Annotated in this window: 12 protein-coding genes; 5 read left to right on the top strand and 7 right to left on the bottom strand. The window is 73.3% G+C overall.

Features of this window, described 5'->3' with window-relative positions; all coding sequences use genetic code 11:
• Positions 1-170 precede the first annotated feature (170 nt).
• Both ACGFI1_RS17830 and ACGFI1_RS17825 read left to right on the top strand, forming a co-directional pair.
• A complete protein-coding gene (locus tag ACGFI1_RS17830) occupies positions 171-803 on the top strand; it encodes a hypothetical protein (RefSeq protein ID WP_386870249.1) in 633 nt (210 codons plus the stop codon).
• Between the two features lie 3 nt (positions 804-806).
• Entirely contained in the window at positions 807-1,478 is a 672-nt protein-coding gene (locus tag ACGFI1_RS17825) for an RES family NAD+ phosphorylase (protein ID WP_386870247.1), read from the top strand.
• 104 nt (positions 1,479-1,582) lie between these two features.
• On the opposite strand, the gene ACGFI1_RS17820 is transcribed toward ACGFI1_RS17825, so the two are convergent.
• The 3 genes from ACGFI1_RS17820 to ACGFI1_RS17810 all read right to left on the bottom strand — a co-directional run bounded on the left by ACGFI1_RS17820 (position 1,583) and on the right by ACGFI1_RS17810 (position 4,119).
• Positions 1,583-2,668: a macro domain-containing protein gene (locus tag ACGFI1_RS17820; protein WP_392786372.1), complete on the bottom strand. Its 1,086-nt coding sequence runs from the start codon at positions 2,666-2,668 to the stop codon at positions 1,583-1,585.
• Positions 2,669-2,816: 148 nt separating this feature from the next.
• On the bottom strand, positions 2,817-3,209 hold the full coding sequence (locus ACGFI1_RS17815) for a hypothetical protein (protein WP_392786370.1): 393 nt from the start codon (positions 3,207-3,209) through the stop codon (positions 2,817-2,819).
• Positions 3,210-3,585: 376 nt separating this feature from the next.
• Positions 3,586-4,119, bottom strand: coding sequence for a MarR family winged helix-turn-helix transcriptional regulator (locus ACGFI1_RS17810; RefSeq protein ID WP_392786368.1), 534 nt, complete (start codon positions 4,117-4,119; stop codon positions 3,586-3,588).
• 19 nt (positions 4,120-4,138) lie between these two features.
• Between ACGFI1_RS17810 and ACGFI1_RS17805 the strand changes: the two genes are divergently transcribed.
• The 3 genes from ACGFI1_RS17805 to ACGFI1_RS17795 all read left to right on the top strand — a co-directional run bounded on the left by ACGFI1_RS17805 (position 4,139) and on the right by ACGFI1_RS17795 (position 7,424).
• Positions 4,139-4,756 carry a mycothiol-dependent nitroreductase Rv2466c family protein gene (locus tag ACGFI1_RS17805; RefSeq protein ID WP_392786366.1) on the top strand — a complete coding sequence of 206 codons (618 nt, stop codon included), beginning with the start codon at positions 4,139-4,141 and terminating at the stop codon, positions 4,754-4,756.
• A gap of 167 nt (positions 4,757-4,923) precedes the next feature.
• Positions 4,924-5,922, top strand: coding sequence for an AurF N-oxygenase family protein (locus tag ACGFI1_RS17800; RefSeq protein WP_392786364.1), 999 nt, complete (start codon positions 4,924-4,926; stop codon positions 5,920-5,922).
• Positions 5,922-7,424 carry an FAD-dependent oxidoreductase gene (locus ACGFI1_RS17795; RefSeq protein WP_392786362.1) on the top strand — a complete coding sequence of 501 codons (1,503 nt, stop codon included), beginning with the start codon at positions 5,922-5,924 and terminating at the stop codon, positions 7,422-7,424. The genes ACGFI1_RS17800 and ACGFI1_RS17795 overlap by 1 nt, the downstream gene beginning before the upstream one ends.
• Here ACGFI1_RS17795 and ACGFI1_RS17790 read toward each other — a convergent pair.
• From ACGFI1_RS17790 to ACGFI1_RS17775, 4 genes are all read right to left on the bottom strand, one after another.
• Positions 7,414-8,172: a TetR family transcriptional regulator gene (locus tag ACGFI1_RS17790; protein ID WP_392786360.1), complete on the bottom strand. Its 759-nt coding sequence runs from the start codon at positions 8,170-8,172 to the stop codon at positions 7,414-7,416. The genes ACGFI1_RS17795 and ACGFI1_RS17790 overlap by 11 nt on opposite strands.
• 80 nt (positions 8,173-8,252) lie before the next feature.
• A complete protein-coding gene (locus tag ACGFI1_RS17785) occupies positions 8,253-9,722 on the bottom strand; it encodes a multicopper oxidase family protein (RefSeq protein ID WP_392786358.1) in 1,470 nt (489 codons plus the stop codon).
• A gap of 77 nt (positions 9,723-9,799) precedes the next feature.
• The gene (locus tag ACGFI1_RS17780; protein WP_392786356.1) at positions 9,800-11,602 is read right to left on the bottom strand and encodes a sensor histidine kinase; all 1,803 of its coding nucleotides are present in this window, start codon (positions 11,600-11,602) and stop codon (positions 9,800-9,802) included.
• On the bottom strand, positions 11,593-12,198 hold the full coding sequence (locus ACGFI1_RS17775) for a response regulator transcription factor (protein WP_386870227.1): 606 nt from the start codon (positions 12,196-12,198) through the stop codon (positions 11,593-11,595). The genes ACGFI1_RS17780 and ACGFI1_RS17775 overlap by 10 nt, the downstream gene beginning before the upstream one ends.
• Positions 12,199-12,271 lie beyond the last annotated feature (73 nt).

Genomic DNA, 12,271 nt, shown 5'->3' with positions numbered 1-12,271 from the left:
CTCCGGCTTACCGGCGCGAATGATGATAAGACCGAATGCGATTTTTTCCAGGGGAATGCCGAGACCACTCAAAGCCATAAATGATCATTCGACTTGACAGAACGACGCGACGTTCGTCCGGAATCCGGCATACTGGAGGTTATTCGCCGATATAGCCGGGGAGGTCGCGCATGGCGGTACCGGACGCCATCAAGGCACTTGCCGAGCATTGGGACGACACGGTCGGTGACCTGGACGAAGACCGGTTGCGCGCCATCGCCGCCGCCGGTCCGCCGGGCGACTCCGACGAGGCGGCCGTCCGCGCGGCCGCCCGCCGGGTGGCCGACGTCGTGGCCGCGGCGCTGCCCCGGCGGCACCCGGTGCACCGCGCGCTGACCGGGGGGACCAGGCTCGCCGTCGGCGGCTGGACGGGCGCGAGGCCGGATCTGGCCGCGGTCACCGCCCTCGCCGCGGGCGCGCTGGCCGAGCGCGCGGCCGACGCGCGGCTCCTGGCCGCCCCGATGGTGCCGTGGGACGAGGTGCGCCGCCGGGGCATAGGCCTCGACGCCGACGACCTGATCCGGCTGGCCCCGCCGTCCGGCGGCGACCGTGCCCCGGCGTTCCAGTTCGACGACGCGGGCGCGCCCCGCCCGGTGGTGCTCGCGGTCAACCGGCTGCTCGCGGTCCGCGACGACCCGTGGGGCGTCGCGGACTGGTGGCTGGGCGGCAACGCCTGGCTCGCCGGCGTCCCCGCCGACCTCCTCGGCGAGGTGGACGACGAGACGCTGGTGAGCGCCGCCCGGGCCGAGACGGCGGTGGGCTGAGCCGTGCCGTTCACCGCGCCCCCGACCGCGGCCAGGACGACCCCGAACCGCGCCGTGCTGCCGGCCGGCACGCGGCTGTGGCGCGTCCACCGCGGCACCCGCGCCCCCGGCGACTTCAAGCCGGTCCCCGCCGACCCGCACTTCGGCGGCGGCCGCTTCGACAGCATCCCCGGCGACGACGAGTACCCCTACCTCTACGCGGCGCCGGACCCGCGGACCGCGCTGCTGGAGACCCTGGTCCGCAGCATCCCGTTCGACGACCGCGGCGTCCGCTACCTGCGCCGCGCCGCGCTCGCCGGGATGGTGATCTCCGCCGTGGAGAGCACGTCCGACCTCGCGCTGATCTCGCTGCTCACCAGCGCCGACCTGGCCGCCGCCTGCCAGGACGAATGGCTGATCCACGCCGAGCCGCACGAGTACCCGCAGACCCGGCGGTGGGCCCGGTGGCTGCGCGGGCACGCGCCGTGGGGCCAGGGCCTGCTGTGGCCGTCGCGGCGCGACATCGGCCGGCCGTCCGCGATGCTGTTCGGCGACCGCGTCGACCCCGGCGGCCTCGCCCCGGTGCCCGGTCCGGCGGTCGCGCTGGACGACGCGGCGGGCGCCCGCTGGCTGAACGAGCAGCTCGCGCCGTACCGGATCCGGGTCAAGCCGCCCCGTTCCCCACGCCCCCGCTGACCCCGCGAACATCCTCCGCACCCTTCTCCATCCGGCGTCCAGAACCGGACAAAGCCCAGCCAACCAACGGGTCCGGTCGCGATCCGGGCCGGATTCGGGCGCAATCAGGGCAAGGCGGTTCGCTCGCGGTCCTGGGCGCGGAGCCCCGTCATGACGGCTTCCGCGGTGGCGGCGCTGCGGGCGATGAGGTGGACGTCCCACTCGCCGGACCGCATCTCCGGTTCGAGAGCGCCCCACAGGTAGGCGAAGGCGGTGTGCGGGGGCAGGCCGCCGCGGCCGGCGCCGAACACCGGGAAGCACAGCGAACGCAGCGACGGCTCGTGGCGCGCGCGCTCGTCACGTGCCAGCGCGAACACGTTGCGAACGGCGCGGACGACCGCGGAGGCTTCGACGTCATAGGTGTCGGTCCGGGGACGGGGCACCGCGACGGCCGCGTGATAGACGCGCTTGACGCCCTGTGCCCGCAGCTCACCGGGCGAGGTGGGGACGACGGTGCCCGCGAGGAGCGGGATGCCCTCTCGTCCTTCCTTGCGCAGCCATTCGTGCAGCTCGTCCTGCAACACGTCCTTGGAGATGGCGCCCATCGCGTCGCGTGTCGCCGCGGCACTGCGCAGGCTGGCGGAGAACGTGGAGCGGAACGTCTTGGACATCTCCAGGTACACGTTCTCGGACGAGACCAGGATGTCGACGCCGTGCAGGGTCTCGACGGGCTTGCGGTGCAGCGTCACCTCCCCCGCCGGCACGCTCACCTCGACGCTGCCGCCCAGCGGAACGCCACCGGTGTCGGGCAGAACCGGGGGGCAGAGGTCCAGGATGCGCTGCGCCAGGTTGTCGATGACCAGGCGTTCCTGGCGCTTGCGGAACCGCTCGACGCTGACGCCGTAGACGGCGGCGGCCCGGCTGCGGCGGTCCTGGGCGGGCCAGTCGCGGGTACCGGGCACGAGGCCGAAGGTGTAGGCCGTCGCGGTGTCGAGGTTGCCCGCGAGGCCTGTCGCGGCGCGCTCGATGACGCGGGTCAGCGACGAGCGCACGCGGTCGTCGCCCACCGGTAGGCCCAGTGCCATGGCCGCGGCGCTCAGCGCGGGGAGGTCGACCTCGTGCAGGCGCAGCAGCCCGCGCTCGCGCACCGCGCGCAGGTCGGCGACCAGCGCGGCGTGGCCGAATGAGGCATGGCTGGTTTCGGAGGGCATGCCGCCATGGTCGCAATCGCGACCGGAAGCCGCGACCGTTCTGGTTTGGGTCGCCCTAATCCGGCCATCGGGGGCACCCGGCCGCGCCATGTGACGCGGACCGGTGGCTCTCCGGCGCGGAGGGCCACCGGTCCACATGCGAGCCGGTTCATGCCGCCTGCGTGAGGACGCTCTCCGTACGCCGGATCCTGCGGGCGACGTACCGCTTCTTCCGCCAGCACAGCTGCGCGTGCAGCCGGATGAAGCCGGCCTGCGTGGTGAAGTGCGACACCCAGATCTGCACGGCGCACCCCCCGCCGTCGACCGGCTGGTAGTCCACCGAGATGGTCGGGCTGTGCATGCGCAGGAGGGGCCGGAAGTTGTCCACTCCGAGGCCGTCCGTGCGCCGCCAGATCTTGCCGAACGACTCGTGGACGACCCGCCTCGCCTCCTCGGGCGGGAGCGCGGTCAGGACCTCCACCTGCTGCCGCCCCGCCACCTGCGTGAAGACCGCCCAGCCGAGCACCAGGAGGATGCCCGCGACGATCAGGAAGCCCGTCATCGGTTCACTTCTTCCAGTGGCCCTCGTGCTGCGGGCAGACCTGGCCGGTGTTCCGGCACTTGCTGCACGTCAGCCGGCCCCCCAGCGGACCGCTGCCCGACCGGCCCCCGTTGCAGCCTGGGCAGTCCTGGAGCGTCCGGTAGCACTTCTGGCACTGACTCATCGCGTCCCCGCTTTCCCCGTAGGTACGAACTTGCCATTACTTGTACCAATAGGACGGCGGAAAATCTATGTCGCGCCCGGCGAACGACCGGGACGCGGCCGGATCGCGACCGGCGAATCCCCGGGTCGGCGGGGTCGGGCTTATACATCCCCGTATTTCCACGGGGAAATGCGTCTGTATTTCCCCGGAGAAATGATCTTTATTGGACGTCGATCAGGCGTCGAGTGTCGCGGCGAGCCGCTGGAGAAGGGCGGCGAGCCGTTCCCGTTCCGGCTCGGTGAGCCCGGCCAGCAGGCGGCGCTGGTTGTCGAGGTGGGCGGCGAGCAGCTCGTCGGTGAGGGCGACGCCTTCGGCGGTGAGCGTGACGAGGCGTCCGCGCGAGTCGTGCTCGGCGACGGTCCGGCTCACCAGGCCGCGGGCTTCGAGGCGGTCGACCCGCTTGGTGATGGCGCCGGTGGTGACCAGGACGGCGCGGCTGAGCTCGCCCGCCGACAGCGCGTAGGGCGGGCCGGAGCGGCGCAGCGCCGCGAGGACGTCGAAGTCGCCGTTGCCGAGGCCGGCGGCGGCGAACAGCGGGCGGAGCCGCTGGTCGGCCGCGTCGGTGAGGCGGAAGAGCCGGCCGATGACCAGCATCGGCGTCGCGTCGAGGTCGGGCCGCTCGCGGTGCCACTGGGCGACCATGGCGGCGGTGGCGTCGGTGGCGCCGGCGGCGGCGTCGGGCTGCATGCCGTTGATGATATCTTCCATGGAAGTTATATTAGCTTCCATGGAAGATAATCTCGCCTCCCCGGCCCGGGTCGTCTGCTACTTCGACGCCGCCTGCCCCTTCGCCTGGATCACCTCCCGCTGGCTGCTGGAGGTCGAGCGGCTGGAGCCGGTCGACCTCGGCTTCCGCATCATGAGCCTCTCGGTGCTCAACGAGCACCGCGACATCGAGCCGTGGTACCGCGAGTTCAACGACCGCGCCTGGGGCCCGGCCCGGGTCTGCACGGCCGCCGAACTCGAGCACGGCACCGGGATCCTGCGCGACCTCTACACCGCGCTCGGCAACCGCATCCACGTGCAGGGCAACAAGGACTACGGCACCGTCATCGCCGAGGCTCTGGACGAATGCGGGCTGCCCGCGCACCTGGCCGAGGCCGCCGCCACGGACGACTACGACGAGGCGCTAAGGGCCAGGCACCAGGCCGCGCAGGACGCCCTGGGCGAGGAGGGCGGCACGCCCCTCGTCACCCTCGACGGCGCGACGTTCTTCGGTCCCGTCCTGAGCGTCGCACCGAAGGGGAAGGAGGCCGTCCGGCTGTTCCAGTCCCTGCGGACCCTGGCCGGGACGGACGCGTTCGCCGAGCTGAAGCGGTCTCGGGGCCCACTCGACTTCAGCTGATCCGGGCGTCGGGGAGGAGGTGGCGGCGCGGACGTGACGTGGGGCTCATCCGCCCCCGACCCCTTGCATGGGACAAAGCGTCTCAGTAAATTCCGCGGCAGGGCCGGGCCCGCGGAGCCGGCCGTGCCGCGGGCGAGACGGGATCCGCCGCGAACGAGGAGGTCTCGATGACGCTGTCCACCCCCACCGGAGCCGAGCCGTCCGACCAGGCGTACCGGGACCTGCTGCGGACGCTGTCCGAAGGGTCGGTGCACCGGCGCTTCGACCCCTTCCTCGACATCGACTGGGACGCGCCGGAGTTCGCCCTCGACCCGGACGACCCGCGCTGGGTGCTGTCGCCGGAGATCGACCCGCTGGGCGCGACGCGCTGGTACCGGGAGCTGCCGCTGGAGCGGCGGATCGAGATCGGGAAGTGGCGGATGGCCAACTCGATCAAGGTCGGCGCGGCGTTCGAGAGCATCCTGATCCGCGGGATGATGCAGTACATCATGCGGCTGCCCAACGGGTCGGCCGAGTTCCGCTACTGCCTCCACGAGATGACCGAGGAGTGCAACCACATCCAGATGTTCCAGGAGCTCGTCAACCGGATCGGCGTCGACGTGCCCGGGATGCGGCCGTGGTTCCGGCGGCTGTCGCCGCTGATCGGCGTGGTGGGCGGCTACGCGCACGTGGTGCTGTTCATCGGGATCCTCGCGGGCGAGGAGCCCATCGACCACTACCAGAAGGCCCTCATCCGGTCGGGCGAGCGCGTCCCGCCGGCGATGCTGCGCACGATGGAGATCCACATCGCCGAGGAGGCGCGGCACATCTCATTCGCCGGCGACTTCCTGCGGGTGCACGTCCCGCGGATGGGCCGGGTGAGCCGGACGGCATGTGCGCTGGCGTTCCCGCTCGCGATGCGGTGGCTGGCCGGGGAGATCATGACGCCGCCGCGCTCGTTCGCCAAGCGGTTCGGCATCCCGCGCGAGGTCTGCAAGGAGGCGTTCTGGCGCAGTCCGCACTCCCGCGCGATCCTCGCCGGGTACTTCGGCGACATGCGCAGGCTCGCCACCGACCTCGGGCTGATGACGCCGGCGGCCAAGCGCCTGTGGAGGCTCCTGCACATCGACGGGAAGCCGTCGCGGTACCGGGGCGAGCCGCACCGCGAAGCGCGCGGGCTCGCCTGATGCCGCACGTCGTCACGCAGTCGTGCTGCGGCGACGCGTCCTGCGTCTACACCTGCCCGGTCAACTGCATCCACCCGACTCCGGACGAGCCGGACTTCGCGACCGCGGAGATGCTCTACATCGACCCGGCCGCGTGCGTCGACTGCGGCGCCTGCGTCTCGGCGTGCCCGGTGGATGCGATCAAGCCGCACACGAAGCTCACCGAGGACGAGCTGGACTTCCTGTCGGTCAACTCCGCGTTCTACGACGCCCCGCGGTCCCGGCCGCTGCTCGCCCCGGTGGTGCCGCCGCTGCGGGTCCGTGAGCGGCCCGCCCCGCTGCGGGTCGCCGTCGTCGGTTCCGGACCGGCCGCGATGTACGCGGCCGACGAGGTGCTGACCGTCCCCGGCGCGCGGGTCTCGATGTTCGAGCGGCTCCCGATGCCGTACGGGCTGGCGCGGACGGGCGTCGCGCCCGACCACCGCCGGACGCGGAAGGTCGCCGGGCAGTTCGACGCCATCCGCGCGCAGGACGGCCTCGACCTGCACCTCGGCGTCGAGGTCGGCAGGGACGTGACGCACGACGACCTCCTCGCCCACCACCACGCGGTCGTCTACGCGGTCGGCGCCTCGACGGACCGCCGGCTCGACGTCCCCGGAGCGGGGCTGCCCGGCACGGCGTCCGCCACCGAGTTCGTCGCCTGGTACAACGGCCACCCGGACTTCGCCGACCGGACGTTCGACCTGTCGCACCCCCGCGCCGTGGTGATCGGCAACGGCAACGTCGCGCTGGACGTCGCCCGGATCCTCACCGTCGACCCGGCGACCCTCGCCGGCACCGACATCGCCCCCGCCGCGCTGGACGCGCTGCGCGACAGCGCCATCGAGGAGGTCGTCGTCGCCGGACGGCGCGGGCCCGCGCAGTCGGCGTTCACCCTGCCCGAGCTGATCGGCCTTCGCTCAACGCCCGGCGTCGGCCTCACCGTCCCACCGGACGACCTCGGCCCCGAGGGCACCACCGGTCCCAAGCTCGACGTGCTGCGCGGCCTCGCCGCCGACCCGTCCGCACCGCGCCGGATCCGGCTGCGGTACCTGCTCTCCCCGCTGCGGATCCTCGGCGGCGACCGCGCCGAGGGCGTCGAGTTCGGACGCAACGCGCTCACCGGCGACGGCGTCGAGCCGACCGGCCGGACGGAGACCGTGAACGCCGGGCTGGTGCTGACCGCGATCGGCTACCGGGGCGTGCCCGTCCCGGACCTGCCGTTCGACGACGCGACCGGCACCGTGCCGAACGAGCGCGGCCGCGTCCTCGACCCGGCGACCGGCCGGGCCGTGCCGGGCACGTTCGTCGCGGGCTGGATCAAGCGCGGCCCGACCGGCTTCATCGGCACGAACAAGTCGTGCGCGCAGGAGACCGTGCGGGCGCTGGTGGACGACTTCAACGCGGGCGTCCTCGCCGATCCGGACGCCGGCCCCGGCGACCTGGCGGCGCGCCTGGAGCGGGGCCCGGCGCTCACGCCGTGACGCCGCTGACCGCTCCCGTGCCGCTGACCGCTCCGGTGCCGCTCGCCGCTCCCGCGCCGGTCAGCCGCTCGACGACCGTCCGGAGTTCGGCCGTGGGGTCGATGACGAGGCCCAGCGACCGGGCGGCGCCGTCCAGCATGAACCACGCGTAGGAGGCGAGCTCGGCGACGATCTCGGGGCGGGGCCTGCGCGGGGCGGGCTCGCGCACCCACTGCGTCAGCATGCCCTCGACCATCGTCACGATGGCCAGCGGAAGCGACTCCAGGCCGCCGTCGTCGAGGTCGAACGACGCCAGGAACGCGGCGATGATCTCGTGCGCCCGGGTCGCGATCCGGCCCCGGAGGCTGCTGACCGCGTCGGCGCCCGCGGCGTCGTCGTGGGTCGGCCCCTGCCGCATGAAGTCGTGCAGGCGGGGGTGCTCCGACATCCACCCGGCGACCGTGTCGATGGTCCTGCGGAGGATCTCCTCGACCGAGCCGTGCGAGATGTCGAGCTTGACCGCCAGCGTGCTCGCGAAGTCGTCCACGAGGTAGGACCTGATCCGGCGGTCGAGGTCGTCGCGGTCGGCGAACCGCCGGTACACGACGGACTTCGCCAGCCCGGCCCGCTTCGCGATCTTCTGCACCGGGATGTGCGTGCCGGGCGGGGTCTCCTCGATGAGATCGACGGCGGCGCGCAGGATCATCAGCTGGCGCGCGGTGTTGTGCTCCTCCCAGCGCGCCTGATACCCGCTCTCCGAACCCGCCATCGGCTCCCTTTCGCACTGGTCGACCGCCCCACCGACTCTACCGACGTGCGCGCCGCCGGGACGCGGCCGGGCGGCCGGGTTCAGCGCGCATGGCCGCCGTGGGGCGCGGCGGGGAGGGAGAGCCTGCGCGGCACCTGGTCCTCGGTGCCGGGTTCCACGATCACGAACTGGCCCATCATGCCGGAGTCCTCGTGCCGGAGGATGTGGCAGTGGTACATGTACGGCATGGCCGGATCGGTGAACCGGCCGAACTGTACGGCCAGCCTAACCGTGCTCTTAGGCGGCACGTAGACGGTGTCCTTGCGTCCTCCCATGTACGCGGGCGGTTTCTTCCCTGCTACGTCCAGCACCTGGAACGCCACCTCGTGGATGTGGAAGTTGTGGGCGTAGACGTTGTTCTCGACCTCCCAGATCTCGACGGCGCCGGCGGGGACGACCTCGTCGATCCGCGCCATGTCCATCTCCTTGCCGTTGATGGCGTCGTGCCCGTTGAGCCGGAAGCGGCGGACACGGGCGCCCGGCGGCACCGCGATGGCGGGGACGTCGGCCAGCCGCGCCGGTGGCGGCGGTGAGGGCGCGAGGCGTCCCGCCGCGACGATCTTCAGGACGTCGAAGTCGTCCTCGTCGATGTCGTCGGATCCCCCCAGCGTCCGCAGCATGACCTGCTCGCCGGGCGCGAACGCGACGACGATCTCCGCGCGCTCGCCGGGCGACAGCGAGACCCGCCCGGTCTCGACCGGCGCGGGCAGCAGCCCCGCGTCGTTGCCGACCACGTGGAACGCGCGGCCGTCGGCGAAGGCGAGGTGGTACCGGCGGGCATTGGAGCCGTTCAGCACCCGGAACCGCACGCGCTCGGTGCGGACGTCCAGGAACGGCGCGTGCACGCCGTTGACGAGGATGTGGTCGCCCAGGATCCCGAACGTGCCCTTCAGCGGGTCGCCCGTCGGGGCGCCGTTCTCGTCGAGCTCCTTGTCCTGCAGGACGAGCGGGACGTCGTCGACGCCGTACTTCGCGGGAAGCTCCGCCTCCACCCGGTCGTCGATGATGAACAGGCCGGCGAGCCCCCGGTAGACGTGCGTCGCGGTCTTCCCGTGCGGGTGCGGGTGGTACCAGGACGTGGCGGCGGGCTGGTCGACCGTCCAGTGCGGCCGCCATGTCGCGCCCGGCTCGATCGTCTGGTGCGGCCCGCCGTCCATCGTCGCGGGCAGCCGCATGCCGTGCCAGTGCACGGTGCTGGGCTCCCCCAGCCGGTTCACGACCGCCATCTCGACCCGGTCGCCGCGCGCCGCCCGGATCGTCGGCCCGAGGTGCGGGCCGTTGAACCCCCATGTCTCGACCGGCCGGCCGGGCAGGATCTCGCTCCGGCCCCGCTGCATCGTCAGCGCGAACCTCCGCGTCCCGTCCTTGCCCTTCCGGGCTTCGAGCAGCGGCGGGACGTGCAGCGGGGTACGGAACGCGGCCGGATTGGCGGGCGCGCGCGAGCCGCCGGACCCGCAGGCCGCGGCGAGGCCGGAGAGCGAGACGGCGGCGAGGAACTGTCGGCGGTTCATGGTCCCCAGTCGGTCCTTGGTGTCGGTTGGCGGACCCACTGTGCGGGGCCGGGGACCGTCCGGCACAGACGCCGCCGTCACCTCTCGCGCGTGAGATCCTCACCGTCGACGGGTGCGCGCGCGACGATCTCGAAGCGGTCGCCGGTCCGGGCGGCGGTGAGCTCGCCGCCGATGTCCGCCAGGCGGGCCCGCAGGCTCCACAGCCCCGTTCCGGGCCCGCCGGACGCGGGGACGGCCCCGCCGTTGGCGACGCGCAGCCGCACGCGGCCGTCCGCGACGGCGATCTCGACCTCGCAGCCGTCGGGCGTGCCGTGCCTGAGCACGTTGGTCACCGCCTCCCGCAGGACCAGCGCGAGGACGGGCCCGGCCCGTCCGGGCACCGGCACGGCCTCGACCCGCACCGACGTCCCGGCGGACTCCAGGACGGCCCTGGCGGAGTCGACCTCGGCGTCCAGCGACGGCCGCGCGTCCGGGTCACCGAGGGCGGTGATGTCGGCGAGCGCGGCCCGGGCCGCCTCCGCCATCTGCTCCCGCCGGTCCGCCGCGCGCGCCGGGTCGGCGGCCAGCAGCCGCAGGGTGAGCTCGCCTTGCAGGACGATCGCGGTGAGCCCGCGGCCGAGCAGGTCGTGCACGTCCCGTCCGACCCGCAGCCGTTCGCGCAGCGCCGCCGTCTCCACCAGTTCGGCCCGGGTCTGCCTCAGTTCGGTGATGAGGCCGACCAGCCGGGTCAGGCCGTAGACCGCCACGGCGGTCGCCAGGGCGACGGAGAACTGGTAGCAGGCCAGGAGCATCCCTTCGGCGAACCAGCCGTCCACCGCGACGACGGCGCAGACCGCCACGCACAGCGGCCACGCCGCCCGCGCGCCCGCGCCGAGCAGGACGACGCCGGCGAAGAACCCCGACACCGTGAGACCGGACGTCTCCCCGGCCGCCAGCGGCGCGTAGATCGTCGCCGCCTGGGCCGCCAGCGTCCACGGCAGCCACCTGGGCCGCCTGCCCGTGCCCAGGACGGCCAGGTGCCAGAACTGAAGGGCGAAGGTCACGGGCATCAGCACCAGGTAGCCGACGTCGGCGGACCCGTCGCGGGCCGCGAAGTTGACCAGGGCCTGCCCGATGAACAGCACATGCGCGGCGGCGAGGATCGGCGCCGCGGACCGGACGATCCGCTCGTCGCGCTCCCCGGCCGGGACCGGGATCGCGTCCTCCGGTTCCGGCAGCGAGCGCACCCGCTCCAGCGCCGTGCGGGCGATGGCGACGGCCGCCGCCACGGTGCTCCGCATGGCCTCCGCTTCCTCACGCCGTGCCCTCTGCGCCAGTTCGCCGACGTGGGTGACGCTGCCGGCGACGGTCAGCCGCACGTGCCGCCACAGCCGCAGCCGTTCGACCTCCCCGGCCCGGGCGGCCAGCGCGGCGCGCTCGCGGCGCACCTCGTCCAGCAGATCGGCGAGCCTGCTGAGGCCGTACAGCATCAGGCCGATGTTGACGGGCGCGATGACCGCGTAGAAGACGAGCGCGGGCGGGTGCCCCAGGGCGTACGCCAGCGCTCCCTCTGCCCCGGCGATCAGGCCGAGCAGCACCCAGGCCGACGGGCCGCGCACGACGATCAGGGTGGACGCGGCGACGAAGCCCGAGCCGCCCGCCCGCCACCCCTCGGCCTCGACGAGCAGGGGCAGGTAGTTGAGCACGGCCTGCACCGGGAGCAGCACCGCGGAAAGGCGCCGCCTGCCCGGCAGGGAGATCGGCACCTGCAGCGCCGCCGCGGCCACCACGCCGCACACGATCGCGGGTCCCGCCCCGGCCGCGCCCATCTGGAACAGCACCCGCGTCGCGCACATCACGCAGATGAAGACGACGACCTGGCGGGTCGCGGTCAGAGCCAACCGGCGTCCTGCGCGATCCGGACGGCGTGCAGCCGGTTGCGGGCGTTCAGCCTGGCGACGATCGCGGTGAGGTAGTTGCGCACGGTCCCGGCGGACAGGAACAGCGCCGCGGCGATCTCCGCGACGTCCTCGCCCTCGGCGAACCGCCGGAGCACCTCCAGCTCGCGCGGCTTGAGCGGGCTCTCGGCGGCCTCCAGCGCCGCCACGGCCAGCTCGGGATCGACCACCCGCTCACCGGCCGCGACCCTCCGGACCGCGTCCGCGAGCCGGTCCGGCGGCGCGTCCTTGACCATGAACCCGGACGCCTGCGCGGCGAAGGCCCGGCGGACGCGGTCCGGACGGCCGAAGCCCGTCACGATCAGCACCCGGCACCCCGGCAGCCGCCGGCGCAGCTCGGCGGTGGCGGTGAGCCCGTCCACGCCGGGCAGCTCGACGTCGATCACCGCGACGTCCGGTGCGTGCTCCAGCGCCAGCGGCACGATCTCGGGACCGGTCGCCGCCTGCGCGACCACCGCGATGTCGGGCTCCAGGTCGAGCAGCGCGACGAGCGCGCCCCGGATCATGTGCATGTCCTCGGCGAGCAGCACCCGGATCATCCAACGCCCCTACTCCCAGGCCCTCACCTGCGCCCCATTTGTACCATCTCGTGAGATCTTCACTTCCGCTCGT

The organism is Actinomadura geliboluensis (assembly GCF_043197915.1).
In the GTDB taxonomy this organism is placed as follows: domain Bacteria; phylum Actinomycetota; class Actinomycetes; order Streptosporangiales; family Streptosporangiaceae; genus Spirillospora; species Spirillospora geliboluensis.
The sequence above is the reverse complement of the archived record's forward strand: the minus strand, read 5'-3'. Positions and strand labels throughout refer to the sequence as shown.

Excerpts from the sequence above, each read along its gene's own strand:
- ACGFI1_RS17830 (WP_386870249.1), top strand. The coding sequence starts at position 171 with ATGGCGGTACCGGACGCCATCAAGGCACTTGCCGAGCATTGGGACGAC.
- ACGFI1_RS17820 (WP_392786372.1), bottom strand. The coding sequence starts at position 2,668 with ATGCCCTCCGAAACCAGCCATGCCTCATTCGGCCACGCCGCGCTGGTC.
- ACGFI1_RS17815 (WP_392786370.1), bottom strand. The coding sequence starts at position 3,209 with ATGACGGGCTTCCTGATCGTCGCGGGCATCCTCCTGGTGCTCGGCTGG.
- ACGFI1_RS17810 (WP_392786368.1), bottom strand. The coding sequence starts at position 4,119 with ATGGAAGATATCATCAACGGCATGCAGCCCGACGCCGCCGCCGGCGCC.
- ACGFI1_RS17805 (WP_392786366.1), top strand. The coding sequence starts at position 4,139 with ATGGAAGATAATCTCGCCTCCCCGGCCCGGGTCGTCTGCTACTTCGAC.
- ACGFI1_RS17800 (WP_392786364.1), top strand. The coding sequence starts at position 4,924 with ATGACGCTGTCCACCCCCACCGGAGCCGAGCCGTCCGACCAGGCGTAC.
- ACGFI1_RS17795 (WP_392786362.1), top strand. The coding sequence starts at position 5,922 with ATGCCGCACGTCGTCACGCAGTCGTGCTGCGGCGACGCGTCCTGCGTC.
- ACGFI1_RS17790 (WP_392786360.1), bottom strand. The coding sequence starts at position 8,172 with ATGGCGGGTTCGGAGAGCGGGTATCAGGCGCGCTGGGAGGAGCACAAC.
- ACGFI1_RS17785 (WP_392786358.1), bottom strand. The coding sequence starts at position 9,722 with ATGAACCGCCGACAGTTCCTCGCCGCCGTCTCGCTCTCCGGCCTCGCC.
- ACGFI1_RS17775 (WP_386870227.1), bottom strand. The coding sequence starts at position 12,198 with ATGATCCGGGTGCTGCTCGCCGAGGACATGCACATGATCCGGGGCGCG.